Origin of the sequence: Nitratireductor thuwali (genome assembly GCF_036621415.1) — a bacterium.
Lineage (GTDB): Bacteria > Pseudomonadota > Alphaproteobacteria > Rhizobiales > Rhizobiaceae > Chelativorans > Chelativorans thuwali.
On the sequence record NZ_CP030941.1, the window covers coordinates 3551012 to 3577500 of the forward strand.

Genomic DNA, 26489 nt, shown 5'->3' on the forward strand with positions numbered 1-26489 from the left:
ACGCTTAGGTAAAAGCCGTTCCCCGGCATTTCTTGTGACATGTTTTGTAAAAGGTTACAGAGTATCTTTCAGCGGAAGTACGTGCCAAACCCATGAAACACCTTATCGAGAAACGCGAAAATGAAGGCCGTACCGGAAAGGCCGCCGCGCGCGGCGGGCAGGCGCCGGCCCTGCTGGCCCGGGGCGCCTATGACGCGCTCGTCGACATGCTGCGCGACGGCTCGCTTTCCAGCGGATCCTTCGCCACGGTGCCCGATCTCGTGGAGATGCTGGACTTTCCGCTTGCCGCCGTGCGCGAGGCTGTGAAGCGGGCCGACGCATGCGGCTTCCTGAACGTCATTCCCAAGCGCGGCGTCATGATCATGGATGCGGGGCCCGAGACCACGCGCGCCTGCCTCAGCCTGCGCGCGATGTTCGACGTGGAAGGCGCCAGGCGGCTCGTCAAAAAGGGCGCGGACATGCCGCTCGAGGCCCTGCGGGCGGCGCATGAGGACATGCTCGAAAGAGCACAGCGGGAGATGACGCCCGATCTGCCGCGCCAGGCGATCCGCACCGACCTGTCATTGCACGATGCCCTGTCGGCCGGGCTGGATACCCGGCTCGAAGCCCTGCTCTACGACGAGAACCGCACCCGCATCGCGATCATCCAGAACACGCGGGCCTTCGTGCCGAACCGCGTCGTCTCGGCAATGGAAGAGCATCTGGCCGTCATAAGCGCGCTGGAGACCCGCGACGCGGACGCGGCCGCCGACGCCATCCGCCTCCACCTCCAGAACACGCTTCAATGGTGGGGCGTTCCCGATTGACGGCGCCGGGGCGGCAGAGTGCCGTCTTCGTTGAGCGCCGAAATGCAGCAGAGTGGCGCCGCGCACCCTGCGTCATCGTCACGGCATGGATCCTTGGGTCAAGCCCAAGGATGACGAAGCGGCGGGGGTGGCGCGAACGACGAAGCGGGGGGGTGGGCGCGAACGCGCTTGCATCGTCGAGGGTGGGTGTTGGCGGCTCCTGCTGGCGGCTCCCGGTGGGCGCCGAGCGCTCGCGGTTCCATCATGCAAGCAGCGTCCCTTCCCCTTCGTCATCCCAGGGCGAAGGCGGGGACCTTGGATCCATGCCGTTGCTTCTGCGACCACGCCCGACGCTACCGGCACCGGGCGCCCCATGCCGGAAACGCCGCCCGCTTCACCGCCGGCACGGCATGGATCCTTGGGTCAAGCCCAAGGATGACGAAGCGGCGGGGGTGGCGCGAACGACGAAGCGGAGCGGTGGGCGCGAACGCGCTTGCATCGTCGAGGGTGGGCGTTGGCGGCTCCTGCTGGCGGCTCCCGGTGGGCGCCGAGCGCTCGCGGTTCCATCATGCAAGCAGCGTCCCTTCCCCTTCGTCATCCCAGGGCGAAGGCGGGGACCTTGGGGCCGTTCCCTTCCCGCCCGCGCCCAACGCTTCCGGCACCGCGCTCCTGCGGTCGATGATCAAAGCATGTAGGCTCGAAATCGTCGGGCGCTGCGGCCCTCACATCCTGAACACGCCGAACCGCGTCTCCTCGATGGGCGCGTTGAGCGCGGCGGAGAGGGACAGGCCCAGCACCTCGCGCGTCTTCGCCGGGTCGATGATGCCGTCGTCCCATAGGCGAGCGCTGGAATAGAGCGGGTGGCCCTCGCGTTCGTATTTCTCCAGGATCGGCTTCCTGAAGGCGGCTTCCTCCTCCTCGCTCCAGGTGCCGCCCTTGCGCTCTATGCCCTCGCGCTTGACGATGGAAAGCACGGTGGCGGCCTGTTCGCCGCCCATGACGGAGATGCGGGCATTGGGCCACATCCACAGGAAGCGGGGGGAGTAGGCTCTGCCGCACATGCCGTAATTGCCGGCGCCGAAGGAGCCGCCGATGATGATCGTGAACTTCGGCACGCGCGCCGTCGCCACCGCCGTCACCAGCTTGGCGCCGTCGCGGGCGATGCCGCCGGCTTCGTATTTGCGGCCGACCATGAAGCCGGTGATGTTCTGCAGGAAGACGAGCGGGATCTTGCGCTGACAGCACAGCTCGATGAAATGGGCGCCCTTGAGCGCGCTTTCGGAGAACAGAACGCCATTGTTGGCGATGACGCCCACCGGCATGCCGTGGAGATGGGCAAAGCCGGTGACGAGCGTGGTGCCGTAATTGGCCTTGAACTCGTCGAGCTCGGAGCCGTCGACGATGCGGGCGATCACCTCGCGCACGTCATAGGGCTGGCGCACGTCGGCGGGGATGATGCCGTAGATCTCATGAGGATCGTGAAGCGGCGGAATCGGTTTGCGAACCGCGAGCGTCAAGCCCTTCTTTCGATTGAGGTTCTTGACGATGCGGCGGACGATGGCCAGCGCGTGCTCGTCGTTGAGCGCGTAGTGATCGGCCACGCCCGATTCGCGCGTGTGCACCTCCGCGCCTCCAAGCTCCTCCGCCGTCACCACCTCGCCGGTGGCCGCCTTCACGAGGGGCGGGCCGCCGAGGAAGATGGTGGCGTTGCCCTTCACCATCACGGTCTCGTCGCTCATCGCCGGCACATAGGCCCCGCCCGCCGTGCACGAGCCCATGACGCAGGCGATCTGAGGAATGCCGCGCGCCGACATGTTGGCCTGGTTGTAGAAGATGCGGCCGAAATGATCGCGGTCGGGAAAGACCTCGTCCTGATTGGGCAGATTGGCGCCGCCCGAATCGACCAGGTAGATGCAGGGCAGGTTGTTTTCCAGCGCGATCTCCTGCGCGCGCAGGTGCTTCTTCACGGTGAGGGGATAGTAGGTGCCGCCCTTCACGGTGGCGTCGTTGACGACGATCATCACCTCCATGCCCTCGACGCGGCCCACCCCGGCGATCAGCCCCGCCGAGGCGATGTCGCCGCCATAGAGCCCGGAGGCGGCGAACTGGCCGATCTCCAGAAAGGGCGCGCCGGGGTCGAGCAGCTGCGCCAGCCGGTCGCGCGGCAGGAGCTTGCCGCGGCTGGTGTGGCGCTGGCGGGCCTCTTCGGTGCCGCCCTTCCCGATCACGGCCGCCTTTTCGGCCATTTCCGCCACCAGCGCCTCCATGCGCGCCCGGTTGGCCTTGAAGGTTTCGGAGGCGGGCGAGAGCTGCGAGGAAATGACGGTCATGCGCGGTGGGTCTCCTCAATGGCTTTCAGGGGCTTTGTGGAACGTGCGCGGAGATTAGGCCTGTGGCGAAGGCATGCAAGCCCCTCAGGCCTCTCCGGCGATTTCGCGGCCGATCAGCCAGCGGCGGATTTCGCTCGTGCCGGCGCCGATCTCGTAGAGCTTGGCATCGCGCAGCAGGCGACCGGTCGGGTACTCGTTGACATAGCCGTTGCCGCCCAGAAGCTGGATCGCGTCGAGCGCGGCCTGGGTCGCCTTTTCGGCCGCGTAGAGGATGCAGCCGGCCGCATCCTTGCGCGTCGTCTCGCCCCGGTCGCAGGCCGCCGCCACCGCATAGACATAGGCGCGGCAGGCGTTCATCGTCGTATACATGTCGGCCAGCTTGCCCTGTACGAGCTGGAAGGCGCCGATGGGCTGGCCGAACTGCTTGCGCTCGTTCACATAGGGCACCGCTACATCCATGCAGGCGGCCATGATGCCGAGCGGCCCGCCGGCCAGCACGACCCGCTCATAATCGAGCCCCGACATGAGGATGTTGACGCCCTGGCCTTCCTCGCCCAGCACATTGTCGAAGGGCACCTCGACGTCCTCGAACACGAGTTCGCCCGTGTTGGAGCCGCGCATGCCGAGCTTGTCCAGCTTCTGTGCGACCGAGAAACCCTTCATGTCGCGTTCGATGATGAAGGCGGTGATGCCGCGCGGGCCGGCCTGCGAATCGGTCTTGGCATAGACCACCAGCGTGCCGGCCTCCGGGCCGTTGGTGATCCACATCTTGGAGCCGTTGAGCACATAGCGGTCGTTGTGCTTTTCGGCCTTCAGCTTCATGGAAACGACGTCCGAGCCTGCGCCCGTCTCCGACATGGCGAGCGCGCCGACGGTCTCGCCCGAGCACAGGGCCGGGAGGTATTTGCGCTTCTGCGCCTCGCTGCCCCAGCGCCGGATCTGGTTGACGCAGAGATTGGAATGGGCGCCGTAGGAAAGCCCGACGGAGGCCGAGGCGCGGCTGATCTCCTCCATCGCCACCACATGGGCAAGATAGCCGAGGCCGGAACCGCCCAGTTCCGGCTCCACCGTCATGCCAAGCAGGCCGAGTTCGCCCATTTTCGGCCAGAGCTGGGCGGGAAAATCGTTTTCCCGGTCGATCTCGGCGGCCAGCGGCGCAATCTGCTCCTGCGCGAAGCGGTGCACCATCTCGCGCAGCGCCTCGATCTCCTCGCCGTGCCCGAAGCGCATGGTCTGGTCGAACATGGTCGTTCTCCTCCTACTATACCAAGGCCATTGTCCCTGGTCCCGGTATCAACCGGCGCCGACGAGGCGCATGGTCATGATGTGATAATTATGGGCCACCTCGCGCACGGAAAGGCGCTCGTCGGGCCGGAACCAGGCGATGACGCCGGTGATCATCTGGATGATGGCCATGGCGGTGAGCGTGACGTCCTCGATGCGGAAGCGGCCCTCTTCGGCGCCGTCGCGCAATATCTGGCGCAGCTCCTTCTCGTAGGCCGCGCGAAGCCGAAGGATATGGGTCAGCTTGTCCGGCGACAGGCTGCGCAGCTCCATGTTGTTGACATGGGTGGAGAGCCGGCGCTCGACGTGGAAATGAATGTGGTTGCGCACGAACGCGGCGAGCCGTTCGGAAGGGTCGGCGCTCTGCGGCTTCGCATCCTCCCACGATGCCAGGAGCCCGGTCATGTGCTCCTCCATCAGCGAGAAAAGCAGCGCTTCCTTGTTGGGGAAGTAGCGGTAGAGCGCGGCCGGCTGCACGCCGACCCGCTCGCCGAGCTGGCGCATGGACATGGCCTCGAAACCGTGGCGGGCAATGAGCGACAGCGCCGACTGGCGTATCGCCGCCAATGTTCTTTCGCCGTCCGAACCGGCCGTGCGCGCCATGGCTGCCTCCTGGAATCCCGGAATTAATAGAACGTACGTTTAATTAATTCAAGGGCCGCCTCTTTCCGCTGCAGGCAGAGGACTGGAACCCGGCCGGCCCCGTAACCATTTTAGAGGGCGAGATCGTCCGACAGCCAAGGGAGAACGGGATGGCGACACTGACCAGGCAAGCCGTCGAGGATATTCTGGGGCCCGTCGACAATACCCTTGTCGCCGAGATCGCCGCCACCGGCGCCACGCCTGCGGAACTGCAGGAGGCGCATGCATGGGTGATGAGCGACGATGCGCTGGTGAACGATTTCCGGCCCATGCCGAAGGGCAGGGTGGCCGAGCTCGTGGAGATACTCTACCGGCAGGAAGGCCCGGCCGGGGAAGAGGACATGGTGTGAGCGAGGCCGGCTGTTTCGCCCGAAAAAGCTGGGGCAGGATCGATGCGGGGCGGGCCGAACCCACCTGGCGTCATGGGTCATCGTCCGCGGGGTTCCCGATCCGGCGTTGCGTATGACGATGTGAGCGTCCACCTCGTCATCACCTCTGAGGGGTTCCCAGCCCGCGTCGGTGGCGGCGTGCACCCGGATTCCTCGTCGAAGCCTGCCCAAGGCCTTGCGGGATTACGGCGAATGCGTCCCGCGCTACCGCGCCGCCTTGAGCGCTTCGGGCAATTCGGCTTCGAACACGTCGATTTCCTCGGCCGGCCCCACGCTGACCCGGATGCAGCGGTCGAGCCCGGGGGCCATGGGCTTGCGCACGAAGACGTCGCGCTTGCCCAGTTCCTGAAGCACCTTCATGGCGTGTTGGCCGTCGCCGCCGCAATCCATGGTGACGAAATTGGTGGCGGAGAGGAGCGGCGTCAGTCCGTTTTTTCTTGCGATGCGGTAGAGGCGCTGCCGGCAGGCCTCCACCTCGCCGCACACCCATTGCAGATGCGCCTGATCCTCAAGGGCGGAAAGGGCCGCCTCCTGCGCCATCCGGGTCATGCCGAAATGGTTCCGCACCTTTTCGAAATTGCGGATCGTCTCCGCCTCGCCGACGGCATAGCCGCAACGCAGGCCCGCAAGGCCATAGACCTTGGAAAAGGTGCGCATGCGCAGCACGTTGGGCCGCGACACGTCGAGCGCGGGCAGGGCGCCAGGCGGTGCCGTCTCGCCATAGGCCTCGTCGAGCACGAACATCGTTGTCGGCGGCAGCGCCTCGACGAAATCCTCGACGGCATCGGCTTCCCACCAGGTGCCCATCGGATTGTCCGGGTTGGACAGATAGACCAGCGGCGCGTTCTGGAGCTTCACGGCGTTCAGAAGACCGTCGAGGTCCTCGCGGTCGTCGCGGTAAGGCACCGTCACCAGCCGACCGCCGAAGCCGGCGACATGGTAATTGAAGGTGGGATAGGCCCCGAGCGAGGTGACCACCGGCGCGCCCTGTTCCACATATTGCCGCACCACAAGGCCGAGCAGCCCATCGATGCCTTCGCCGATGACGATGTTTTCGGCGCCGACGCCAAGATGCCGCGCCAGCGCGTTGCGCAGATCGTGATTCTGGGCATCGCCATATTTCCACATCTGCGGCGCGGCCCCGGCCATCGCCCTGGCGACGGAGGGCGCGGGGCCGAAGCCGTTCTCATTGGCGCCCAGCCGCGCGCGAAACGGGCGGCCGCGCTCTCGCTCCTGCGTTTCCGGCCCGACAAAGGGCACCGTTGCAGGCAGGGAACGGACAAGTGCTGTTGGAGAAGGTCTTTCGGTCATGGCTCCGACGGCTGGCTGGTTGGCGTTGCCCGTTGGTAGAGCAATTCCACGAAAAGTGAAAACCGCTTTCCTGCCGGAGCGGCCCGGAATCAAGGCGTCAGAACATCCCGGCGATCTGTCTCAGCACCGAAATCTCAAGCTGCACCGCCGCATCCTCGCTGGGCTGGGGCCGCGATGACGTCTTGGCGACGACGATGCCGGTCAGCGGATCTGCCCAGACATACTGGCCGTGAATGCCTATCCCGCAGAACGAACCGTGGTCGTCGCGCGCCTGATACCAGCAGGAGCGGTAGGTCCCTTCCGGGAAGGTCTCGAAGAAATTGCCCTGCTCCCAGGCCTTGCGGTCGCCGGCCTCGCGCATGTCCGCGATCCAGTCGGCGGGGATAAGCTGCTCGCCTCCGCGGCTTCTTCCTCCGTCGAGGACGAGCTGGCCGAACAGCGCCAGATCGCGCGGCGACACGCAGATGCCGCCCGCCGCCCGCGCCGTGCCCTGGCGGTCCACGGTGACGATGGCCGCGTCCTTCGCGCCCATCGGCTTCCAGATGCGCTCGCCGAGATAGTGGTGGAGCCGCAGGCCGCTCGCCCGCTCGATCACCAGGCCCAGCATGTCGGTATTGGGCGAGGCGTAGTAGAAGCGCTCGCCATGCCGGCCGGCGCGGGTGCCGAGCCCGGCGAGAAACGCTTCCATCGTCTCGGGGTGGGTGTCTTCCCGTTCCGGGTTCCACAGCATGGCCCTGCGGTAGCGGTCGAAGGCGCCGCCATCGTCCAGATATTCCTCGTCGAAATCGAGGTCCACGGTCATATCGAGAAGATCGCGCACGCGCGCGCCCGCATAGGCGCTGCCTCCGGGAGTATCGACATAGGCTGCGACCGGCGCTTGCGGGTCGAGGACGCCGTCGCCCACGGCGACGCCGGCCAGCATTCCCGTCAGCGATTTCGAAACGGAGAAAATCACATGGGGGAGGGCTGGATCGGCATGCGCGGCATGCCATTCGCCGACCACAGCGCCCTCGCGCATGACCACCATGCTGTCGCCATGCGAGCGGGCCAGATGGTCGAAAAGGCCGACGCGGCCGCCACCGGGATAGTGCAGCATGAAATCCGGCAGGGCAGGACCTGCCGCATAGGCCCCGCCCGACGGGCCGCCGATGACCGCCGACGGCACGATCTCGCCCACATGCTGAAAACTCCATCGCGAGTAGGGCGCGGTGCGCCAGTTGCCGAGAGTCACCTCCCGTCTGTCCTGCCAATGAGCCTCGATGTTCATCACCCCTCCGCGTTCCTTGTTGCGGCGGTATATTCCGCCGCGCCATGGCTAACCCCTCTGCCCTGCCGGGCATCTCCCCCGCAAGGGGGAAACCGGCTGGCATAAGGGATTTCGCCAATCCCGAAGTACAAGCGAAACAGCCTTGATGAGGCAAGCTCGCTCCTTGCGGGGGCAGATGCCGGCAGGGCAGGAATATGCAGGGCGCGGCGGAGAAATGCCGTCGTGGTATTGAAACGGCGGGAATAGGCTTGCCTCGCCACTGCCTCAGCCCCGGGCGCCGCCGCGCTCCAGAACCACGACGCAGGAATCGAGGTCGCTTGTGGCCAGATGCGCATAGCGCATGGTCATCTGCAGGGTCTGATGGCCGAGCCACATCTGGACGCGGCGCATGTCTATGCCGCCCTGCACGAGGCGCGAGGCGCAGGTGTGGCGCAGCACGTGCGGCACCACCTGCTTGTCCGTCCCCAGGCCCACTTCCGCCTTGGCATCGTTCCAGATGGCGCGGAAGGGAGCCGGCCTCACCATCGCGAACGGCCCCTTGTGTCCCTGGCGCGGGATGCGCACCGCAGCTTGCGCCCTCTCCGTGAGCGGCACGGTGCGGCTGCGCGCGGACTTGGTTATCCAGAAGCTGGCGCGCCCGCCCCGCACGTCGTTCCAGTTGAGGCCGAGCGCTTCGCCGAGGCGGCAGCCCGTATCGACCAGGAAGACGCACAGCCGATAGGCGTCCTGGTCCCTGGTGGCGATCGCGGCGAAAAGCCGGCGCTCCTCTTCTTCATCGAGAAAGCGGATTCGCCCCGCCCGTTCCTTCTGGCGCCGAAACTCCGGTAGACTTAGTATGTCACCCATCTTATGGGCCTTCCGCAGGAGCTTGCTCAGTGCCGCCATCTTTCTGTTGATGGTGGCGTTGCCGTTTCCGCGGGCGCGCAGTTTGCCGATCAGATCATCGACCAAATCCTGACCGAAAGCGCTGAAGCGCCTTCCCAGGAGAATCTCGTCCAACTCGCCTATGAAGAAGGTGACATTATATTTGTGGCGTCCCGGTTCCCATAAAATGTCGCCATATTTGGCGAAGAGCTCCGAGAGAGAAAATTCCTCTACCAGCCTGATGTCGGAGTTGCTGTATTCTATCCTGTAGGGCGGCCATTCCTGGGAACGGACTGCACTACCATCAGAACGATAACGGCCCTGCGTCATCAAGAGGCTTTCACGGTCAATAAAACAAAATGCCAGCCTTCGGACCTGCCGACGGTGGCAAAACAACACGCAATCATTTGATGTGCGAGATAACCAAATTCAACTACGGGAATAGGCCCGGCGGCGAATCTTCCTCCTCCAGCTGACAAAACGATTGGGCCAGCAGCCCTGACGACCGCGGCGTTTTCAACCCGTATTTTCATGAGCGCCTGCGATGGTGACGGGCCCGGCAACCGGCCGGGCCCGCCGCTTTCATGGTCCTAGAAGTCGCGCTGCAGGCGGAGGAAACCACTCCACTGGTGCGGGTCCTCGATGCCGTCGACGATTCCGTCAAACTTGGTGTAGTTGACCGCCAGCTTGGCGTTGAAGTTCTGGACGATGGCATAATCGATCGTCGTGCCCACCTTCCAGGCGTCGACGTCGCTCAACACGACACCGTGGCCGACTTCGCTATAGTAGGAGCCGCCCAGCGAGGCCTTCAGCTTCGGCGTGAACTTGTAGCCGAGTTCAGCCGCGGCAGACCACTCAGCACCGGTGTGGAAGGACAGGCCGGTGGAGCCGATGTCGTCGAATGGATTGACCGAGTAGTAGCCGATGCCGCTTTCGTACTGGCCCAGCACGCCCAGCCACATGCGATCGGACAGGTTCGCCTTCACGATGCCCTTGACGGCGTATTCCTCACCCGTGGCGTCGTAGGCAGCATAGAGATCCGCGCTGCCCCAGCCCTGGGCTACGCCCACGCGGCCAACCACGTTCGGCGTGTAGTCGTAGTCGTCGTCGGCTTCTTCGAGAGAGACCGCGAACGATACGCCATTGGCGGCGTCGAAGGTGTAGTTGACGAAGTGGACCCGATCGTACGGGAAGAAGCCCACGTCCTGCTCGCCGGAAAGGCCGGTATCCCAGATCGAATCGGAGATGCCCAGGGAGAGCCCGCCCAGCGAGATGATCGCCTGCTGCAGGCGGAAGTAGCCGTCCACGCCCTGCGAGTGGGCGCCGCCTTCGTTGAGGCCCGGTGCGATGAGCGTGTCTTCACGGGTGGTGTGGCCGCGCAGCTTGATGAACGCGCCCAGCGTGCCGTACTCGGTTTCCGAACGGGCATCGATGTTGACTTCGGCGCGGGCGTATTTGCGCCAGCCGTCAGAGTCACCGAAGTCGCCGTTCGAAAAACCCATCTGGTAACGGACCATGCCGCCGATCTTCAGGCAGGTCTCGGTACCCGGGATGTAAAAGAAGCCAGCGCCGTAGACGTCACAGACGCGGACATATTCCATGGGCTCCGGCTCGGGAACCACAACCATGTCGGCTGCCTGAGCGGCGGATACGCCACCCATGATCGCCGCGGAGCCAATGAGAAGGCTCTTGATCTTCATTTTCTGACCTCCAGTCAGAATCGGAAGCCGGCAAGCGATCATCGCGGCCTGGAAAGCCGGTCACACGGGCGGTGAATGCAAGGAAGGGAAGGTCCGGCGCGATCGCGCAAAGTGGCGGAGAGGAAGGGATTCGAACCCTCGAGACGGTTGCCCGTCTACTCCCTTAGCAGGGGAGCGCCTTCGACCACTCGGCCACCTCTCCGTCCGCAAGGGTGGATAAAGAAAAGCGCGGGCACAATCAACACGCCTTTGCGGCGATTTCCAATTATTGGCGCATAACGGCACCGCCCGGCATCATGCCCGCCAGCCGGATCCCGCCGGCATGGGAATCGCGCGTCGCCGCTCCGGCGGCTGCCGCAGACGGTGATGTCAGGAGGAAGGTCGTTCGGCGACGGCGGAAGCAGCAGACGGGAGGCAAGGGGAAAGCCGGGCCTGTGCCGTCGATTCGCCGCGAAGAAGGAGATTCGCGGCGGCAGCGGCGCCTTTTCAAGAGGTGGGAGCGCCGATCCGGCCCCTGACGGTTAACAACTTCTTTCCGTGGCGGCCATTTCCGTGGCATTTGTGCAACAGGCAGTTCTGATAGCGATGATGATGCGGCATCAATGCGGCAATGCCTGTTGAACGCCGCCCAGCCATGAGTAATGTCGCTTTCGAAGGAGACGCGCCGGGGGCGTGCCTTTTTCGCGCATTGGGGATGGGGCAGGGAACGCTGTCCTTCAGCAAGAATACCCAGACCCTTATTTAAGAACTTTGACTGGAGGTCAGAAAATGAAGATCAAGAGCCTTCTCATTGGCTCCGCGGCGATCATGGGTGGCGTATCCGCCGCTCAGGCAGCCGACATGGTTGTGGTTCCCGAGCCGGAGCCCATGGAATATGTCCGCGTCTGTGACGTCTACGGCGCTGGCTTCTTTTACATCCCGGGTACCGAAACCTGCCTGAAGATCGGCGGCTATGTCCGTTACCAGATCGACTGGTCGGAAGACGACGACGGCTGGCGCAAGCTTGCTCGCGGCACGCTGACCATCGACGCCCGTTCGGAGACCGAATACGGCACGCTCGGCGGCTTCATCGAGTTCCGTGCGAATTCGTCTTCCAGCGCCCCGACTGCCGTGGGTGCCATCAATGAAGGCGGCTTCCTGTCCCATGGCGCCGGTGGCAGCGTTGGCCTTCAGCAGGCGATCCTGTCGCTCGGCGGTCTCTCGATGGGTCTGTCCGACACGCTGTACGATGCCGGCCTTTCCGGTGAGTTCGACTCCGGCGGCGGCGCGCGCGTCCACTTCATCCGCTACACCTTCGATGCCGCCAACGGCGTCTTCGTGTCGGTTGCGCTTGAAGAGGCTGACACCAACTACGACTACACGCCGAATGTCGTCGGTAACGTCGGTGTCGCTCAGGCTTGGGGCAGCCTGAACGTTTGGGGTGCCTACGACGCAACGGCTGAAGAGTGGGCCGCCAAGGCAATCGCCAAGATCAAGGCGACCCAGGCTCTCACGCTCGAGCTGCTCGCGACCTACGAGTCCGACCAGAGCTTCTACTCGGTCAACAACAACGTGCCGCTCCTCGCCACTGGCTTCAATGCCGGCTACGAGTGGTCTGCCGGTGGTTACCTGAAGTTTGCTGCTACGCCGAAGCTTTCGGTCGGCGTCGGCGGTCAGTACTTCAGCGAAGCTCACGACATTGGTGGCGACGACTACGCCATCGGCGGCGTGGTCGACTACGCGCTGGTTGAGAACTTCAACACCAAGCTGGCTGTCAACTACCGTGATGGCGACAACTACGCAGACGGCGTGTTCAGCGGCTTCGTTCGCTTCGACCGCAACTTCTAATCTCGGTTAGAAGAACGTCTTAGGAGACCCGGCGGGCTTGCCCGCCGGGTTTTCTTTTACGTCCGTGAAATTTGCATGGACGGCGTGGACGGCTGACGGGCAGAACGGCACGGGCGCCTGCAGCATCGGCCCGAGATCGGATCGATCTTCGGAAAGCGCGATGCGCAGGTTCAGGATGTTGGAGCGTTCCTGTGCAGCGTCCATCCGGACGCCCGGCGCTCTAGCGTCTTCCGGCGCGCTCGGCCTTCGTCAGGAAGGCGCCGATCCGGCGCGGCAGATCGCCGGTCTCCAGCAGCGGCGCATGGCCCTGCCCATCGACCGTCAACGCTTCAAGCGCAGGATGACGCCGCTCCATCTCGTCGAGCGTTTCCCGCGACAGGAGTTTCGAGTTCTCGCCGCGCAGCGCCAGCACAGGCACCGAACGCAGCCCTTCGAATTGCGGCCACAGGGCCGGCAGGGGATTGCTCAGGTCGACAAGCTTGAGCGTTTTCAGAAGCCTTGGGTCGAAATCGGCAATCGGCCGGCCGTTTGCGCCGATCGTGTAGAGCGCCCGCGTATGACGCTCCCAATCCTCCTGCGTCAGCGCGGAAAAGGCACCGCCGTGCACCGCGCGCTGCAGCCGCACCGCCTCTTCCATGCTCGCGGGCCTGGGCGCGTTCTCCAGATAGCTGCGGATATGGGCGAGCCCCGCGCCTTCGATCACCGGGCCGATGTCGTTCAGCACCGCCGCCTTGATGAGCGCCGGGCGGATCGCGGCAAGGGCCATCACGATGAGCCCGCCGCGCGAGGTGCCGATGAAACCGGCATGCTCGACATCGAGCGCCGTCAGCCCGGCGGCCACATCGTCGGCCTCCACCGGCACGGCGTAATTTTCCCAGTTCGGATCGCGACTGGACTGCCCGCGGCCGCGATAGTCGAAGGCGATCACCTGCCGCGGCCTCTTCTCGTCCGTCGAAAGGATGCGCGCCAGCGCCTCGAAATCCCGCGCATTGCGCGTCAGCCCCGGCAGGCAGACCGCCGGCCAGGTGCCGGGCGAGGGCGTGCCGTAGACGCGGGCATGCAGTTTCAGCCCATCCCTGGCGGTGTAGAAGAAGTCGTGTTGCCCCCGCGATGCAGCGCTCATGATGCCCCCGTTTTTGCCCGGCCGGATCTCAGACCCGGCCACGACAAGACTATGCCGCCGTCCTTGCGGCGATCAATGACAGTTGTTCAGGCGTGGATCCGGATCAAGGCCGGGGACGAGGAAGGTGGAGGCGGCGGGCCTGCGCTCGATCCGGTTTCATCTCCGCCCCTTCACCAGATCCTTCTCGGCGGCGAACCGTCCCGTCAGGCGCATCTTGTAGACCTGATAGTTCTCCATGACACGCTGAACATAGTTGCGCGTCTCGGTATAGGGAATGCGCTCGATCCAGTCGACCACCGCATCGACCGGCTTTCCGCGCGGGTCGCCATAGCGCTCCGCCCATTCCGATGCCCGGCTCGGGCCGGCATTGTAGCCGGCGAAAGTCAGCACGTAGGAGCCGTCGAACCGGCCAAGTTGCTCCGACAGGTAGGCCGCGCCGAGCGTGGCGTTGTAGCCGGCGTCGCTGGTCAGCTTGGAGGTGGAAAAGGGCAGGCCGTTCTTGCTGGCCACCGCCTTGGCCGTGGAAGGCAAGAGTTGCAGCAGGCCGCGCGCGCCGGCGCTGGAAACCGCGCCCGCGTTAAACTCGCTTTCCTGGCGCGCAATGGCATAGGCCAGGGCCTTGCCGGCGCCGGAGACCGAGGCGGTGGCCGGTATGGCGCCAATCGGATGGGCGAGCGTGCCGATGTCGAGACCGCGCGCTGCCGCGATCTTGCCGATGCGCAGCGCCAGATAGTGGTCACCCTGCCGCTCCGCCGCCGCCGCAAGCAGGGCCAGTTCGCCGGTGCTGTCCAGTTCCTGCGCCAGATCGCGATAAAGGATCTGGGCGCGCTGCGGGTGGCCGGCTCTCTCGAGCCGTTCGATCGCGCGCACGGCCTCGCGCGCCGAAAAGTTCCTGCGATCGGCCGTCGTGGTTTGCGGATAGGTTGCTTGAAGCGTGGCGCGGCCAAGCTTGGCTGCGGCGAGCTGCCCGTAGAATGCGGTGCCATAGGCAGCCGCCTTGCCATAGAAGCTCGGCGCATCGCCGCCGCCGCCGGCTTCGGCAGCGCGGCCGAGCCAATAAAAGGCCCGCGCGCGGGAGATCGGCCCGTCCGCCACCTCCGCGATGCGGGAGAAGTGGCCGGCCGCAAGCTGCGCGTCGTCAAGGAAGCGCAGTGCGTACCAGCCGGCGTGGAATTCCGCGTCGGCGATCGTGGCGGCACTGCCGCCGGCCTGCGCGTCGGCGATGCGGTAGGCGGTCCGGGGATCGCCGATATCCAGCAGTTCCCGCGACAGGGCGCGCCGCTCGAACCACCATTCGTCGGGGTCGATCGCCCGCGTTGCCTCGCGATCCACCGAAAGCACCACCTTCGCGGCATCCTTGAAGCGGCCGGTCCGCCGCAGATGGCGCGCCTTGGCGAAATGGTATCCGACAGTGCGCTGGTCCGCCGGCACCGCGTCCAACAGCTTGCCGGCGCTCTTTTCGTTGCGGATGACGGCCGCCCAGGCCTTTGTCAGGGCTTCGCCGCCCGCGCGCCCGGCCACGCGCTCGGCCGAGCGCACCCGGTCGTCATAGAGCATCCGCTCCATGCGGTAGCGGTGGTCGGATGCCGGAATGAGCTCGCCGAACGCGCGCAGGATGGCCGCTTCCTCCTTCGCGCCGAGCTTTTCGACCCGCCAGAAGGGCGAGAGCACGGCGCGCGCGGCGGCCTTGTCATCCAGCGCCACATGCGCCCGCGCGAGCGCGACCGTACCTTCATATGTGGTCGGCTGCGTGCCGGCGAAGGCCGCGACGACTTCCCGCGCTGGCGGGTTCTCGCGATAGAGCGCCCGTTCGCTGCTGGCGCGCAGCCGGCTCATGCCGGGCCAGCCGGCCAGTTCCCGCGACGTTTCAGCAATGTCGAGGCTGCCTACGCCTGCGCCGGCCGACAACGCGACGGCCCAGGCAAGGATCTTGCGGTCGAGCGAACCCGGGCTCATCCCGTCGCGGATGGTCCGCGCCGCGGCCGCATCGCCCTTCGACAACGCGTCGAGCCCCTGCTCGAGCATCGTCACGTCGTCCTGCTTCAGCAGGCCGGAAGTCACGAAGGGGATGGTCGCGGTCACCGCGGCGCGATCGAGCGGCGCATAGGGGCGTGGCTCGGGCACCGGGGCGTTCTGCGGCAGCTCGAAAGCCCCGGCGCCGCCCGCCAGCGACAGGAGGAGGGCGAATGCGCCGACCTTGGAGCGCAAAGGACGCTCCAGCTTCTTGAATCTAAGCATCGTGCTTTCCAAAAATGGCTTCCGTTTTCGGGCCGATGTTGCGGAAGACCGGTACTGCAAGCGTGTCATCCTCGAAACCATGGTGCTGCCGAACGAATTACGGTCCAGTTCGACGGGCTGCAAATGGCGCTTTTCCCTGCTTCCGGTCTCGCCTCGCCCGAACCCGAACATCGACGGGACCTCGATTTGCTTCGGCGGCGGTTTCCCCGACCCCAGGTCGGCTCCACTCTAGATCGGCCAGGGTGAAGAGCCGGTGAACGAAAGGTTAGCGCGGGCTGCCATCTTGTGCCAATAAGCACCCGCCTCGTTGTTCTTGCCGGCATTCGATGGCGAGACTATGGTGCCGCGCTTCGCAATGGGCTAGAAGCCCGGCAATATCGCGGCCGATGGGCCGTATCAGAGGAAGCCAAGGAGTTTCGGTCAATGTTCAGGGGGTCCATCACAGCGCTCGTGACGCCGTTCAAGCAAGACGGCAGCCTGGACAAAGACGCCTTCCGTTCTTTCGTCGAGTGGCAGATCGAGGAGGGCTCGGCCGGGCTCGTGCCGGTCGGCACGACGGGCGAGTCGCCGACGCTGACCCATGACGAGCACCGGGAGGTGGTCAAGCTGTGCGTGGAAACCGCCGCCGGGCGCGTTCCGGTGATCGCCGGCGCTGGATCGAACTCGACGCGCGAGGCGATCGGTTTCGTGGAGCATGCCGAGACAGTGGGCGCGGACGCCGTTCTGGTGGTCACGCCCTATTACAACAAGCCCAACCAGCGCGGCCTGTACGAGCATTTCGCGGCGGTGGCGCGCTCCACCAGCCTGCCGATCATCATCTACAACATACCGCCGCGCTCGGTCATCGACATGCTGCCGGAGACGATGGGCCGCCTTGCCGCCGACTTCTCCAACATCGTCGGCGTGAAGGATGCGACGGCCAAGGTCGAGCGGGTATCGGAGCAGCGGCTCGCCTGCGGCAAGGATTTCATTCAGCTCTCTGGCGAGGATGCCTCGGCGCTGGGCTTCAACGCGCATGGCGGCGTGGGAGCCATCTCGGTGACGGCCAATGTGGCGCCGCGCCTTTGCGCCGAGTTCCAGGAAGCCACGCTCAATGGCGACAAGGAGAAGGCGATCGACCTGCAGGACCGCCTGATGCCGCTGCACAAGGCGCTTTTCATCGAGCCTGGGCTTTGCGGCGCAAAATACGCGCTGTCGCGCCTCGGCAAGGTAGAGAACACCGTTCGCCTGCCGCTCGTGCCCGTGGAGGCTTCGACGGCGGAGCGCATCGACGCGGCGATGAAGCACGCCGGGTTGATGAACTAGAGCGATTCCAGGAAAAGCGGGGTGCTGAACGAACGCGCCCCGCGCGCATTGGGAATTCATGGCCAAGGAAAAGAACCCGAACATCAAGACGGTCGCGGAAAACCGCAAGGCGCGTTTCTCCTACGAGGTGGCCGACACGCTGGAGGCCGGCCTGGTGCTGACCGGCACCGAGGTGAAATCGCTGCGCGAGGGACACGCCAACATCCAGGAATCCTACGCCTCGGTCGAAGGCGGAGAGGTTTGGCTGATCAACGCGCATATCCCGGAATATTTCGCCGGCAACCGCTTCAATCACGAGCCGCGCCGCAAGCGAAAGCTGCTGGTCTCGAGAAAGGAGATCGCGCGGCTTTCCCAGGCCGTGGACCGTGACGGCATGACCATGGTGCCGCTGAAGATGTATTTCAACGAACGCGGCATCGCCAAGCTCCAGCTGGCGGTCGCCCGAGGCAAGAAGCTTCACGACAAGCGCGAGACCGCGAAGCAGCGCGACTGGAACAGGGAGAAGGCGCGGCTGTTGAAGGAGAAGGGGTGAATGGTATTGGTGCCGGCGATGTTCATCCGGGCAAGTCGAACCCAGAGGGGGACCATTCACCATTCACCCAAAAACTCCCTCACCCTCCCGAACACCTCCACGAACATCTCTTCCGTCAGCCGGCCCGTATTCGTGTTGTAGCGTGAGCAGTGGTAGGAGGCGAACAGGCGCAGCCGGCCGCAATCGTGCTCGCAGCCATGGCTGAAGGGATGGTCCTTCACGGCGAGCCCGAGCGCGCGGACCGTGGACTGATGCGCGATGGTTCCGAGCGAAACGATGGCTTCGATGTTGGGAAAGCGCTCGATCGTCGGCACGAAGAAGTGCTGCCGGCAGGTGCGGATCTCGCTGCCGACGGGCTTGTTCTCCGGCGGCACGCAGCGCACGGCGTTGGTGATGGCGGCGTCGACCAGTTCCAGCCCGTCGTCCGGCCGTGCCTCGAAGCGTCCGCGGGCAAAGCCGAACCGCTCCAGCGTGCCATAAAGCAGCGTTCCGGCGTAATCGCCGGTGAAGGGCCTGCCGGTGCGGTTGGCCCCGCGCAGGCCCGGCGCGAGCCCGACGATCAGAAGCCGCGCCTTTTCGTCGCCTTCGGCGGGCGCGAAAGTGGGCACCGGCGCATTGTGCCATCCGGGCTCGCGCGTGCGCCATTCGGCGATGAAGTCATGCAGGCGTGGACAAAGGGGGCAGTCTCTCGGCGGCTCGCTGCCGTCTTCGGACGAAATGCTCATTCAATATCATTGTTCTCGTAGTCATCGGCCTCGGGGCGACGCAGCGGCCGTTCCGCCGGATCGCGCCCGATTTCCGCCTGAAGCGATGCAAGGTCGATATAGTTGTCGGCCTGCCGGCGCAATTCGTCCGAGATCATCGGCGGCTGCGACTTTATGGTCGATACGATGCTGACCTTGCGGCCCTTGCGCTGCAGCGCTTCAACCAGCGTCCGGAAATCGCCGTCGCCGGAAAAGAGGACATAGTGATCGACGACATCGCAGAGCTCGAGCGCATCGATGGCCAGTTCAATGTCCATATTGCCCTTGATCTTGCGGCGGCCGGTGGAATCGGTGAATTCCTTGGCCGGCTTGGTCACCACCTTGTAGCCATTATAGTCGAGCCAATCGATCAGCGGCCGGATCGACGAGTATTCCTGATCCTCCACAAGGGCGGTGTAATAGTAGGCCCGCAGAAGATAGGCCTTCTGCTGGAAGCTGGAGAGAAGCTTCCGGTAGTCGATATCAAAGCCGAGCGATCTCGATGTGGCGTAAAGATTAGCCCCGTCGATGAACAGAGCGATCTTTTCGCGTGGGTCAAACATGTTCAAATATCCTTCGTGGCAATGGGCTGCGCAGACAAAACCGGCATGCTCCAAACTGCTGTCGGCGCATGTACCATCCATCATATCTGCTGACATAGTGCGGACTTGTTTTCATTCCAATGCCAATTAAATTGTAAACGTCAATCATGGTTGACGCGAATCTTGATCCTTACGGCAAAAAAACCGCGCGCGGCCATGATTGGTTCCATGGCCGGGCAAAGGCGAAAGCCGTCTTTGTCGGCGCTCAGGGCGAAATTCCTTGAATCGCGCGCGCCAAAAAGCTATGGGACCGCAAGATTTCCGGAAATTCGAAGCATGAAAGGGGCAAGCCATGGCCCGTGTTACCGTTGAGGACTGCATCGACAAGGTCGAAAACCGTTTCGACCTCGTTCTGCTTGCAAGCCACAGGGCGCGCCAGATATCCCAGGGCGAGGCGATCATGGTGGATCGCGACAACGACAAGAATCCTGTCGTTGCCCTGCGCGAGATCGCCGAGGAGACGCTGTCGCCGGGCGATCTGAAGGAAGCGCTGATCCACTCGCTGCAGAAGCATGTCGAGGTCGACGAGCCCGAGGCGGACCTGCCGGCGATCGGCGACCAGGCCGAGACCGTGACCGCCGAGGCCGACCGGCCCGAGGAGGAGCCCGTCTCCTTCGACCGCATGAGCGAGGAAGATCTGCTGGCCGGCATCGAGGGGCTTGTGCCGCCGGAAAAAAGCGACGACTTTTAGTCCGTCGGAGCGCCGCTCTTTCGTGGCGGCGTTTTCATGCCTATTTTCAGAAGATGCGCCGCGCGGCCGACGTGGCGCATTTTTTGCGTTTGAGGATCAAGCCGGGAGTCGTTGCCCATGATGCGTCAGTATGAGCTTGTCGAGCGCGTGCAGCGCTACAAGCCGGACGTGAATGAGGCGCTTCTCAACAAGGCCTACGTCTATGCCATGCAGAAGCATGGTCATCAGACGCGGGCCTCGGGCGATCCCTATTTCTCGCATCCGCTCGAAGTCGCGGCCATCCTCACCGACATGCACCTCGACGAGGCGACCATCGCGGTGGCGCTTCTGCACGACACGATCGAGGACACCAGCGCCACGCGCTCGGAGATCGACGAGCTTTTCGGCGACGATATCGGCAGCCTGGTCGAGGGCCTGACCAAGCTCAGGAAGCTCGACCTCGTCTCCAAGAAGGCGGCCCAGGCGGAAAACCTGCGCAAGCTCCTGCTGGCGATCTCGCAGGATGTGCGGGTGCTTCTGGTCAAGCTCGCCGACCGTCTCCACAATATGCGCACGCTCGACCATGTGCCGGTGCACAAGCGGCTGCGCATCGCCGAGGAGACGATGGAGATCTATGCGCCGCTGGCCGGCCGCATGGGCATGCAGGACATGCGCGAGGAACTGGAGGAACTGGCCTTCCGCTACATCAACCCGGAAGCCTTCCGTACCGTCACTGAACGGCTCGCCGATCTTTTCGAGCGCAATCGCGGCGTCATCGGCGAGATCGAGAGCTCCCTTGCCGAGCTGTTCGAGAAGAACGCGATCAAGGCAACCGTCAAGAGCCGCCAGAAGAAGCCCTGGTCCGTCTTCAAGAAGATGGAAACCAAGGCGCTCTCCTTCGAGCAGCTTTCGGACATCTTCGGCTTTCGCGTCGTCGTGGACACGGTCGAGGACTGCTACCGCGCGCTGGGGGCCATCCATTCCACCTGGTCGATGGTGCCCGGCCGCTTCAAGGACTACATCTCCACGCCCAAGCAGAACGACTACCGCTCCATCCACACGACGATCGTCGGGCCGTCCCGCCAGCGCGTGGAACTGCAGATACGCACCCACGAGATGGAAACGGTGGCCGAGTACGGCGTGGCGGCCCACACGCTCTACAAGGATTTCGGCTCCAAGACGAAGGATGGCGGCCACAAGATATCCAAGGACACCAACGCCTATGCCTGGCTGCGCCGAACGATCGAGGCGCTTTCGGAAGGCGACAATCCGGAGGAGTTCCTCGAGAACACCAAGCTGGAGCTGTTCCAGGACCAGGTCTTCTGCTTCACGCCGAAAGGGCGGCTGATCGCGCTGCCGCGCGGGGCAACGCCCATCGATTTCGCCTATGCGGTCCACACGGATGTCGGCGATACCTGCGTCGGCGCGAAGGTCAACGGCCGCATCATGCCCCTGATGACGGAGCTGAAGAACGGCGACGAGGTCGACATCATCCGCTCGAAGGCGCAGGTGCCGCCGGCGGCCTGGGAATCCGTCGTCGTCACCGGCAAGGCACGCTCGGCCATCCGGCGCGCCACGCGCAACGCCGTGCGAAAGCAATATTCGGGCCTGGGCGCGCGCATTCTCGAACGCGCCTTCGAGCGCGCCGGCAAGCCGTGGAACAAGGAGTCCCTGAAACCCGTCCTGCATCGTCTGGCGCGCAAGGATGTCGACGATGTGCTTGCCGCCGTGGGCCGGGGCGAGCTGACCTCGCAGGATGTCGTCCACGCCGTCTTTCCCGACTACAAGGACGAGCGCGTCACCCAGAACCCCAAGGCGCGGGAGGAGGGATGGTTCAACCTGCGCAACGCCGCCGGCATGCTGTTTCAGATACCGGGCCGTTCCTCGCGCAGGAAATCCCGTCAGAGCAAGGAGACGGTGCCAGCCGGCGAGAACGGGGCGCTGCCCATCCGTGGCGTCAGCGGCGATCTGCCGGTGCGCTTTGCCCCGGAAGGCGCGGTGCCGGGCGACCGCATCGTGGGCATATTGCAGCCGGGCTCCGGCATAACGATCTATCCCATCCAGTCGCCATCGCTGACCGCCTTCGACGATCAGCCCGAGCGCTGGATCGATGTGCGCTGGGACATCGACGAGCACATGAAGGAGCGCTTTCCCGCGCGCCTTTCGGTGACCGCGATCAACGAGCCGGGCTCGCTTGCCGAAATCGCCCAGATGATCGCCTCCAACGACGCCAACATCCACATGCTGTCCATGGCGCGCACCGCGCCCGATTTCACCGAAATGATCTTCGACCTGGAGGTCTGGGACCTGAAGCATCTGAACCGGCTGATCTCGCAGCTGAAGGAGGCGCCCTGCGTGTCCGAGGTGCGCCGCGTCAATGGCTGAGCGGCGTCACCTGGAACAATGGGCGCCGCATTCTCCTTGCGTGTAAAAGACGCACTGCGTCCTAATGTCATCGATCCGCCTTGCTCATGCGGCATGGCCGTCTCTATATCGAGGGGGGCTCTTGGCATTGCCACGGGAACGCAGTGTTAACGGCCAGGATTTACAGTATCGGGGCGGGGCGCTCCGGTGGGTGGTATATGACGGCAATGTTGTTTCGACGCAGGAAAAGCGCTGATTTTTGGGAACGTTTGAGGACGATGGTCTGGCCGCGCCGGTCGTTCCTTCGGTCCGCGCAATATTTCACCAAACGCGCGCTTCGCCTGCGCGCCACGCCTCATGCCATTGCCGCGGGCATCGCCGCCGGCGTCTTCGCCTCGTTCACGCCTTTTCTCGGCTTTCATTTCCTCCTGGCCGCTGCGCTGGCCTGGGTGCTGGGCGGCAATGTCGTGGCCTCGGCGATCGGCACCGCGGTCGGCAATCCGCTGACCTTTCCGTTCATCTGGGGTGCGACGCTGCAACTGGGCAAAGCGATACTTCACGGCGCCCATCCCGGTCCGCACATGCCGGTGGACCTTGGCCGCGCGCTGCGGCACCTGGAATTCTCCCAGCTATGGGAGCCCTTGATAAAACCCATGGCCGTCGGCGCCTTGCCGCTCGGACTGGCCGTCGGGCTGATCTTCTATTTCCTGACGCGATGGACGGTCATCGCCTTCCGCGAGCAGCGGCGCAAGCGGCTGGCCGAAAGAGCCCGGAGGCGCGCTGAAATGCAATCGCGAACCGCAACGGCGACGGCAGGCTGATGATTATCGGGCTGGGAAGCGATCTGATCGATATCAGGCGCGTGGCCAAGACGCTGGAGCGCCACGAGCACCGCTTCACCCGGCGGGTTTTCACCGATATCGAGCGCGCGAAATCCGACCGCAGGCGGGAGAGGGCGGCATCCTACGCCAAGCGCTTCGCCGCCAAGGAGGCCTGCTCGAAGGCGCTCGGCACGGGGATTTCGCGCGGCGTCTACTGGCGCGACATGGGCGTGGTCAACCTGCCGGGCGGCAAGCCGACCATGATGCTCACCGGCGGCGCGGCCGAACGCCTGCGTGAGATGATGCCCGACAGGCACCATCCGCTTGTCCATCTGACCATCACGGACGATTATCCGCTGGCCCAGGCCTTCGTCATAATCGAGGCGGTGCCCGATTATTGACACACCGCCATGCTGCGGCCTGTCCCCAGGCCCCAACGGGCGCCTTCCCACATTGCCCCGCCTGGCGTCAGCCGGTAAGAGGGACACCAGACAGAGGCCGCGAGCACGCGATTCCGTGGCCGGAAACCGAGGACGACATGAGCGTGGCTGAAAAATCCAAGAAGAAGGCCGGTGGACTGGGCGAGACCGTCAGCGTGATTGTGCAGGCGCTGCTCCTGGCGCTGGTTATCCGCACATTCCTGTTTCAGCCTTTTTCCATTCCTTCCGGCTCCATGCGCCCGACGCTCCTGGAGGGGGACTATCTGTTCGTGACGAAGTGGGCCTATGGCTATTCGCGCCATTCGCTGCCCTTTTCGCCGCCCATCTTCTCAGGCCGCATCTTCGGTTCGGCGCCGGAACGCGGCGACGTGGCCGTGTTCAAGCTGCCGACGAACACCTCCATCGACTACATCAAGCGGGTCATCGGCCTGCCGGGTGACCGCATCCAGATGCGCGAGGGCGTTCTGCACATCAATGGCGAGCCGGTGGAGCGGGAAAAGCTCGGCGTTATCGACGATCCCGACATCACCGAAATGACGCGCCCGGTGGACGTTTACCGCGAAACGCTGCCGAACGGCGTTTCCTACGAAACGCTCGATCTTTCGCCCAATTCCATCGGCGACGATACGCGCGAATTCGTCGTGCCCGAAGGCCATTATTTCATGATGGGCGACAACCGCGACAACTCCACCGACAGCCGCTTCTCGGTCGGCTTCGTGCCGGCGGAGAACCTGGTTGGCCGCGCCAATGTCATCTTCTTCTCCATCGCCGGCGGCGCAAGCCCGCTCGAGCTTTGGAAATGGCCCACGGAGATGCGGCCCGGGCGCATTCTCAACTGGGTAGACTGATGACCGGCAAGCGCCTCACCGGCGAGGAACTCGCCGAGGCCGTCGAAAGGCGCACCGGCATTGCCTTTCACCAGAAGGGGCTTTTGCTGGAAGCGCTGACGCATGCCAGCGCGCGCGGCGCCAAGGGCTCGGACTATCAGCGTCTCGAATTTCTGGGCGACCGGGTTCTCGGCCTCGTGGTCGCCGAAATGCTCTATCACGCGTTCCCCGACGCGCCGGAAGGCGAGCTGTCGGTGCGGCTCAACGCGCTGGTCAACGCCGAGACGCTGGCCGAGGTCACCGACGACCTGGGCCTCGACGAACTCATCCATATCGGCAGCGACCTGAAGGCCCTGGCAGCGCGCAAGCAGGTGAACCTGCGCTCGGACGTGATGGAAGCCTTGATCGCGGTGATCTATCTGCAGGACGGGCTTGAGGCCGCGCGGCGCTTTATCCACGCCAACTGGGAAAATCGCTCACGCAGGCCGCTGGCGGCGCGACAGGACCCCAAGACCGCGCTCCAGGAATGGGCCCATCAGGTATCGGGCGCGGCGCCCGAATATGTGGTTGAAAGCCGCGAAGGACCGGATCATGATCCCGTGTTCACCGTTGCCGTGAACATCAAGGGCTACGGGGGCGGGCGCGGCAGGGGCCGGTCCAAGCGCGAGGCCGAGCAGGTGGCGGCGACCGAAATCCTCATACGCGAAGGCGTCTGGCAGAAGGCGGAAGGCGCGTCATGACCGACGAGAAGCCCGTCGAGACCCCGGCGGACACGCGCTCCGGCTTCGTCGCGCTGATCGGCGCGACCAATGCCGGCAAGTCGACGCTGCTCAACCAGCTGGTCGGCGCCAAGGTCTCCATCGTCACCCACAAGGTGCAGACGACGCGCGCACTGGTGCGCGGCATCGCCACAAGGGACAGGACGCAGATCGTTTTCATCGACACGCCCGGTATTTTCCGGCCGCGCCGCCGGCTGGACAAGGCGATGGTCAACACCGCCTGGGGCGGCGCGCGCGATGCCGACATCATCGCGCTTCTGGTCGATGCCGAACGCGGCATCCGCGGCGATGCGGACGCGATCCTCGACAGCCTGGCCGAGGTGCGCCAGCCGAAGATCCTGATCCTCAACAAGATCGACCGCGTCAAGCGCGAGGCGCTTCTGGCACTGGCGGCGAAGGCCAATGAACGCGTCGCCTTCGACCGCACCTTCATGGTTTCGGCACTGACGGGATCGGGCTGCGGCGACCTTCTCGACTATTTCGCCGAGAGCCTGCCGCAGGGCCCGTGGTACTATCCGGAAGACCAGATCTCGGACCTGCCGATGCGGCAGCTCGCCGCCGAGATCACGCGGGAGAAGCTGTTCCTGCGCCTCCACCAGGAACTTCCCTACGCCACCCATGTGGAAACGGAAAAGTGGGAGGAGCGGAAGGACGGCTCCGTGCGCATCGAGCAGGTGATCTATGTCGAGCGCGACAGCCAGAAGAAGATCGTCCTCGGACACAAGGGCACAGCCATCCGCGCCATCGGCCAGGCCGCGCGCGAGGAGATCGCCGAGATCCTCGAGCAGAAGGTGCACCTGTTCCTGTTCGTCAAGGTGCGCGAGAACTGGAGCAATGATCCCGAGCGCTATCGCGAAATGGGGCTTGAATTCCCGCATTGAGGGGCTGATACCGGGACCATGGAATGGCGTGACGACGGCATGATACTCGGGTGCCGCAGGCACGGCGAGACCAGCACGATCCTGGAGGTGATGACGGCCGCCCATGGCCGGCACCTGGGGCTGGTGCGCGGCGGCCGCTCGCGAAGGATGCAGCCCCTGCTGCAGCCTGGAAACCGGGTCGAGCTGGTCTGGCGCGCCCGGCTGGACGAGCATCTGGGCCTGTTCCAGGTCGAGCCGCTGGAGCTTCATGCCGCCCGTCTGATGGCCTCGGCCGCCGCCGTCCACGGCATCCAGCTGTTGGCCGCGCATCTGCGGCTTCTGCCCGAGCGCGACCCGCATCCCGCCCTTTATGAAACGATGTGCGTGGTGACGCGCCATCTGGACGAGCCGCGCATCGCGGGGTCGCTGATGGCCAGGTTCGAACTTGCGGTGCTGGAAGAACTCGGCTTCGGCCTGGACCTTTCCCGTTGCGCCCTGACCGGCGCGCGCGAGGGGCTGGCATTCGTGTCGCCGAAGACGGGCAGGGCGGTGACGAGGGAGGCAGGCCAGCCATGGGCCGACAAGCTGCTGCCGTTGCCTGAACTCCTCGGTTCCGGGTCTCGGGCCGAAGGCGATGCCGGCGGGCTCGCCGACGCCTTCGGCCTGACCGGGCATTTTCTCAATCGCAACGTCTACGAGCCGCGCGGGATCGAAGCGCCCGATTCCCGCGCGGGCTTCCTGTCCGCCCTGGCCCGCGCTCTGGCCAAGGGCGAGAACGCGGCCTGA

General features: G+C 64.7%; 25 protein-coding genes and 1 tRNA gene. 13 read left to right on the forward strand and 13 right to left on the reverse strand.

Translation table 11 applies throughout. From position 1 onward, the window contains the following. Nucleotides 1-92: 92 nt before the first annotated feature. Nucleotides 93-806 (forward strand): GntR family transcriptional regulator, encoded by a 714-nt coding sequence (locus NTH_RS17170; RefSeq protein WP_338531159.1) that lies wholly within the window; start codon nucleotides 93-95, stop codon nucleotides 804-806. Between the two features lie 701 nt (nucleotides 807-1507). Here the strand turns inward: NTH_RS17170 and NTH_RS17175 are convergent. The 3 genes from NTH_RS17175 to NTH_RS17185 all read right to left on the reverse strand — a co-directional run bounded on the left by NTH_RS17175 (nucleotide 1508) and on the right by NTH_RS17185 (nucleotide 5002). Next, nucleotides 1508-3115 (reverse strand): carboxyl transferase domain-containing protein, encoded by a 1608-nt coding sequence (locus NTH_RS17175; protein ID WP_338531160.1) that lies wholly within the window; start codon nucleotides 3113-3115, stop codon nucleotides 1508-1510. Between the two features lie 84 nt (nucleotides 3116-3199). Beyond that, on the reverse strand, nucleotides 3200-4360 hold the full coding sequence (locus NTH_RS17180; RefSeq protein ID WP_338531161.1) for an isovaleryl-CoA dehydrogenase: 1161 nt from the start codon (nucleotides 4358-4360) through the stop codon (nucleotides 3200-3202). A 48-nt stretch (nucleotides 4361-4408) separates the two neighbouring features. Further along, entirely contained in the window at nucleotides 4409-5002 is a 594-nt protein-coding gene (locus NTH_RS17185) for a TetR/AcrR family transcriptional regulator (protein WP_338531162.1), read from the reverse strand. Nucleotides 5003-5151: 149 nt separating this feature from the next. On the opposite strand from NTH_RS17185, the gene NTH_RS17190 reads away from it, so the two are divergent. Then, nucleotides 5152-5391: a hypothetical protein gene (locus tag NTH_RS17190; protein ID WP_338531163.1), complete on the forward strand. Its 240-nt coding sequence runs from the start codon at nucleotides 5152-5154 to the stop codon at nucleotides 5389-5391. A gap of 243 nt (nucleotides 5392-5634) precedes the next feature. Here the strand turns inward: NTH_RS17190 and NTH_RS17195 are convergent, their stop codons facing one another. The 5 genes from NTH_RS17195 to NTH_RS17215 form a co-directional block, all read right to left on the reverse strand. Then, nucleotides 5635-6741, reverse strand: a complete 1107-nt coding sequence (locus tag NTH_RS17195) for a pyridoxal phosphate-dependent aminotransferase (protein ID WP_338531164.1) — start codon at nucleotides 6739-6741, stop codon at nucleotides 5635-5637. A gap of 97 nt (nucleotides 6742-6838) precedes the next feature. After that, on the reverse strand, nucleotides 6839-8008 hold the full coding sequence (locus NTH_RS17200) for a serine hydrolase domain-containing protein (RefSeq protein WP_338531165.1): 1170 nt from the start codon (nucleotides 8006-8008) through the stop codon (nucleotides 6839-6841). 264 nt (nucleotides 8009-8272) lie between these two features. After that, nucleotides 8273-9202, reverse strand: a complete 930-nt coding sequence (locus NTH_RS17205; RefSeq protein ID WP_338531166.1) for a tyrosine-type recombinase/integrase — start codon at nucleotides 9200-9202, stop codon at nucleotides 8273-8275. Nucleotides 9203-9462: 260 nt separating this feature from the next. Further along, nucleotides 9463-10572, reverse strand: coding sequence for a porin (locus NTH_RS17210; protein ID WP_338531167.1), 1110 nt, complete (start codon nucleotides 10570-10572; stop codon nucleotides 9463-9465). 112 nt (nucleotides 10573-10684) lie between these two features. Next, nucleotides 10685-10774 (reverse strand) — tRNA-Ser (locus NTH_RS17215). Nucleotides 10775-11340: 566 nt separating this feature from the next. On the opposite strand from NTH_RS17215, the gene NTH_RS17220 reads away from it, so the two are divergent. After that, a complete protein-coding gene (locus NTH_RS17220; protein WP_338531168.1) occupies nucleotides 11341-12399 on the forward strand; it encodes a porin in 1059 nt (352 codons plus the stop codon). A 6-nt stretch (nucleotides 12400-12405) separates the two neighbouring features. On the opposite strand, the gene NTH_RS17225 is transcribed toward NTH_RS17220, so the two are convergent. The 3 genes from NTH_RS17225 to NTH_RS17235 all read right to left on the reverse strand — a co-directional run bounded on the left by NTH_RS17225 (nucleotide 12406) and on the right by NTH_RS17235 (nucleotide 15760). After that, entirely contained in the window at nucleotides 12406-12603 is a 198-nt protein-coding gene (locus NTH_RS17225) for a hypothetical protein (RefSeq protein WP_338531169.1), read from the reverse strand. A gap of 16 nt (nucleotides 12604-12619) precedes the next feature. After that, entirely contained in the window at nucleotides 12620-13522 is a 903-nt protein-coding gene (locus NTH_RS17230) for an alpha/beta fold hydrolase (protein WP_338531170.1), read from the reverse strand. Between the two features lie 156 nt (nucleotides 13523-13678). Then, a complete protein-coding gene (locus NTH_RS17235) occupies nucleotides 13679-15760 on the reverse strand; it encodes a lytic transglycosylase domain-containing protein (protein ID WP_338531171.1) in 2082 nt (693 codons plus the stop codon). 423 nt (nucleotides 15761-16183) lie between these two features. Between NTH_RS17235 and dapA the strand changes: the two genes are divergently transcribed. Both dapA and smpB read left to right on the forward strand, forming a co-directional pair. After that, nucleotides 16184-17065, forward strand: a complete 882-nt coding sequence (gene dapA / locus NTH_RS17240) for a 4-hydroxy-tetrahydrodipicolinate synthase (RefSeq protein WP_338531172.1) — start codon at nucleotides 16184-16186, stop codon at nucleotides 17063-17065. 58 nt (nucleotides 17066-17123) lie between these two features. Further along, nucleotides 17124-17597, forward strand: a complete 474-nt coding sequence (gene smpB, locus NTH_RS17245; protein WP_338531173.1) for an SsrA-binding protein SmpB — start codon at nucleotides 17124-17126, stop codon at nucleotides 17595-17597. 56 nt (nucleotides 17598-17653) lie between these two features. Here smpB and NTH_RS17250 read toward each other — a convergent pair whose 3' ends face one another. Both NTH_RS17250 and NTH_RS17255 read right to left on the reverse strand, forming a co-directional pair. After that, nucleotides 17654-18322: a uracil-DNA glycosylase gene (locus tag NTH_RS17250; protein ID WP_338531174.1), complete on the reverse strand. Its 669-nt coding sequence runs from the start codon at nucleotides 18320-18322 to the stop codon at nucleotides 17654-17656. Next, the gene (locus NTH_RS17255) at nucleotides 18319-18903 is read right to left on the reverse strand and encodes an NYN domain-containing protein (RefSeq protein ID WP_338531175.1); all 585 of its coding nucleotides are present in this window, start codon (nucleotides 18901-18903) and stop codon (nucleotides 18319-18321) included. Before NTH_RS17255 ends, NTH_RS17250 begins: the two co-directional genes overlap by 4 nt. A gap of 331 nt (nucleotides 18904-19234) precedes the next feature. Between NTH_RS17255 and rpoZ the strand changes: the two genes are divergently transcribed. From rpoZ to recO, 8 genes are all read left to right on the forward strand, one after another. Next, nucleotides 19235-19633 (forward strand): DNA-directed RNA polymerase subunit omega, encoded by a 399-nt coding sequence (rpoZ, locus tag NTH_RS17260; RefSeq protein ID WP_338531176.1) that lies wholly within the window; start codon nucleotides 19235-19237, stop codon nucleotides 19631-19633. Nucleotides 19634-19750: 117 nt separating this feature from the next. Continuing rightward, nucleotides 19751-21997, forward strand: a complete 2247-nt coding sequence (locus NTH_RS17265; RefSeq protein ID WP_338531177.1) for a RelA/SpoT family protein — start codon at nucleotides 19751-19753, stop codon at nucleotides 21995-21997. 206 nt (nucleotides 21998-22203) lie between these two features. Then, entirely contained in the window at nucleotides 22204-22797 is a 594-nt protein-coding gene (locus NTH_RS17270; RefSeq protein ID WP_422392446.1) for a DUF2062 domain-containing protein, read from the forward strand. After that, nucleotides 22797-23198, forward strand: coding sequence for a holo-ACP synthase (acpS, locus tag NTH_RS17275; protein ID WP_338531179.1), 402 nt, complete (start codon nucleotides 22797-22799; stop codon nucleotides 23196-23198). The genes NTH_RS17270 and acpS overlap by 1 nt, the downstream gene beginning before the upstream one ends. A 137-nt stretch (nucleotides 23199-23335) precedes the next feature. Beyond that, nucleotides 23336-24085 carry a signal peptidase I gene (gene lepB, locus NTH_RS17280; RefSeq protein ID WP_338531180.1) on the forward strand — a complete coding sequence of 250 codons (750 nt, stop codon included), beginning with the start codon at nucleotides 23336-23338 and terminating at the stop codon, nucleotides 24083-24085. Beyond that, nucleotides 24085-24804: a ribonuclease III gene (gene rnc, locus NTH_RS17285; RefSeq protein WP_338531181.1), complete on the forward strand. Its 720-nt coding sequence runs from the start codon at nucleotides 24085-24087 to the stop codon at nucleotides 24802-24804. The genes lepB and rnc overlap by 1 nt, the downstream gene beginning before the upstream one ends. Beyond that, nucleotides 24801-25724 (forward strand): GTPase Era, encoded by a 924-nt coding sequence (gene era / locus NTH_RS17290; protein WP_338531182.1) that lies wholly within the window; start codon nucleotides 24801-24803, stop codon nucleotides 25722-25724. The genes rnc and era overlap by 4 nt, the downstream gene beginning before the upstream one ends. Nucleotides 25725-25742: 18 nt before the next feature. After that, on the forward strand, nucleotides 25743-26489 hold the full coding sequence (recO, locus tag NTH_RS17295; protein ID WP_338531183.1) for a DNA repair protein RecO: 747 nt from the start codon (nucleotides 25743-25745) through the stop codon (nucleotides 26487-26489).

Excerpts from the sequence above, each read along its gene's own strand:
- NTH_RS17170 (WP_338531159.1), top strand. The coding sequence starts at position 93 with ATGAAACACCTTATCGAGAAACGCGAAAATGAAGGCCGTACCGGAAAG.
- NTH_RS17175 (WP_338531160.1), bottom strand. The coding sequence starts at position 3,115 with ATGACCGTCATTTCCTCGCAGCTCTCGCCCGCCTCCGAAACCTTCAAG.
- NTH_RS17180 (WP_338531161.1), bottom strand. The coding sequence starts at position 4,360 with ATGTTCGACCAGACCATGCGCTTCGGGCACGGCGAGGAGATCGAGGCG.
- NTH_RS17185 (WP_338531162.1), bottom strand. The coding sequence starts at position 5,002 with ATGGCGCGCACGGCCGGTTCGGACGGCGAAAGAACATTGGCGGCGATA.
- NTH_RS17190 (WP_338531163.1), top strand. The coding sequence starts at position 5,152 with ATGGCGACACTGACCAGGCAAGCCGTCGAGGATATTCTGGGGCCCGTC.
- NTH_RS17195 (WP_338531164.1), bottom strand. The coding sequence starts at position 6,741 with ATGACCGAAAGACCTTCTCCAACAGCACTTGTCCGTTCCCTGCCTGCA.
- NTH_RS17200 (WP_338531165.1), bottom strand. The coding sequence starts at position 8,008 with ATGAACATCGAGGCTCATTGGCAGGACAGACGGGAGGTGACTCTCGGC.
- NTH_RS17205 (WP_338531166.1), bottom strand. The coding sequence starts at position 9,202 with ATGACGCAGGGCCGTTATCGTTCTGATGGTAGTGCAGTCCGTTCCCAG.
- NTH_RS17210 (WP_338531167.1), bottom strand. The coding sequence starts at position 10,572 with ATGAAGATCAAGAGCCTTCTCATTGGCTCCGCGGCGATCATGGGTGGC.
- NTH_RS17220 (WP_338531168.1), top strand. The coding sequence starts at position 11,341 with ATGAAGATCAAGAGCCTTCTCATTGGCTCCGCGGCGATCATGGGTGGC.
- NTH_RS17225 (WP_338531169.1), bottom strand. The coding sequence starts at position 12,603 with ATGGACGCTGCACAGGAACGCTCCAACATCCTGAACCTGCGCATCGCG.
- NTH_RS17230 (WP_338531170.1), bottom strand. The coding sequence starts at position 13,522 with ATGAGCGCTGCATCGCGGGGGCAACACGACTTCTTCTACACCGCCAGG.
- NTH_RS17235 (WP_338531171.1), bottom strand. The coding sequence starts at position 15,760 with ATGCTTAGATTCAAGAAGCTGGAGCGTCCTTTGCGCTCCAAGGTCGGC.
- dapA (WP_338531172.1), top strand. The coding sequence starts at position 16,184 with ATGTTCAGGGGGTCCATCACAGCGCTCGTGACGCCGTTCAAGCAAGAC.
- smpB (WP_338531173.1), top strand. The coding sequence starts at position 17,124 with ATGGCCAAGGAAAAGAACCCGAACATCAAGACGGTCGCGGAAAACCGC.
- NTH_RS17250 (WP_338531174.1), bottom strand. The coding sequence starts at position 18,322 with ATGAGCATTTCGTCCGAAGACGGCAGCGAGCCGCCGAGAGACTGCCCC.
- NTH_RS17255 (WP_338531175.1), bottom strand. The coding sequence starts at position 18,903 with ATGTTTGACCCACGCGAAAAGATCGCTCTGTTCATCGACGGGGCTAAT.
- rpoZ (WP_338531176.1), top strand. The coding sequence starts at position 19,235 with ATGGCCCGTGTTACCGTTGAGGACTGCATCGACAAGGTCGAAAACCGT.
- NTH_RS17265 (WP_338531177.1), top strand. The coding sequence starts at position 19,751 with ATGATGCGTCAGTATGAGCTTGTCGAGCGCGTGCAGCGCTACAAGCCG.
- NTH_RS17270 (WP_422392446.1), top strand. The coding sequence starts at position 22,204 with ATGTTGTTTCGACGCAGGAAAAGCGCTGATTTTTGGGAACGTTTGAGG.
- acpS (WP_338531179.1), top strand. The coding sequence starts at position 22,797 with ATGATTATCGGGCTGGGAAGCGATCTGATCGATATCAGGCGCGTGGCC.
- lepB (WP_338531180.1), top strand. The coding sequence starts at position 23,336 with ATGAGCGTGGCTGAAAAATCCAAGAAGAAGGCCGGTGGACTGGGCGAG.
- rnc (WP_338531181.1), top strand. The coding sequence starts at position 24,085 with ATGACCGGCAAGCGCCTCACCGGCGAGGAACTCGCCGAGGCCGTCGAA.
- era (WP_338531182.1), top strand. The coding sequence starts at position 24,801 with ATGACCGACGAGAAGCCCGTCGAGACCCCGGCGGACACGCGCTCCGGC.
- recO (WP_338531183.1), top strand. The coding sequence starts at position 25,743 with ATGGAATGGCGTGACGACGGCATGATACTCGGGTGCCGCAGGCACGGC.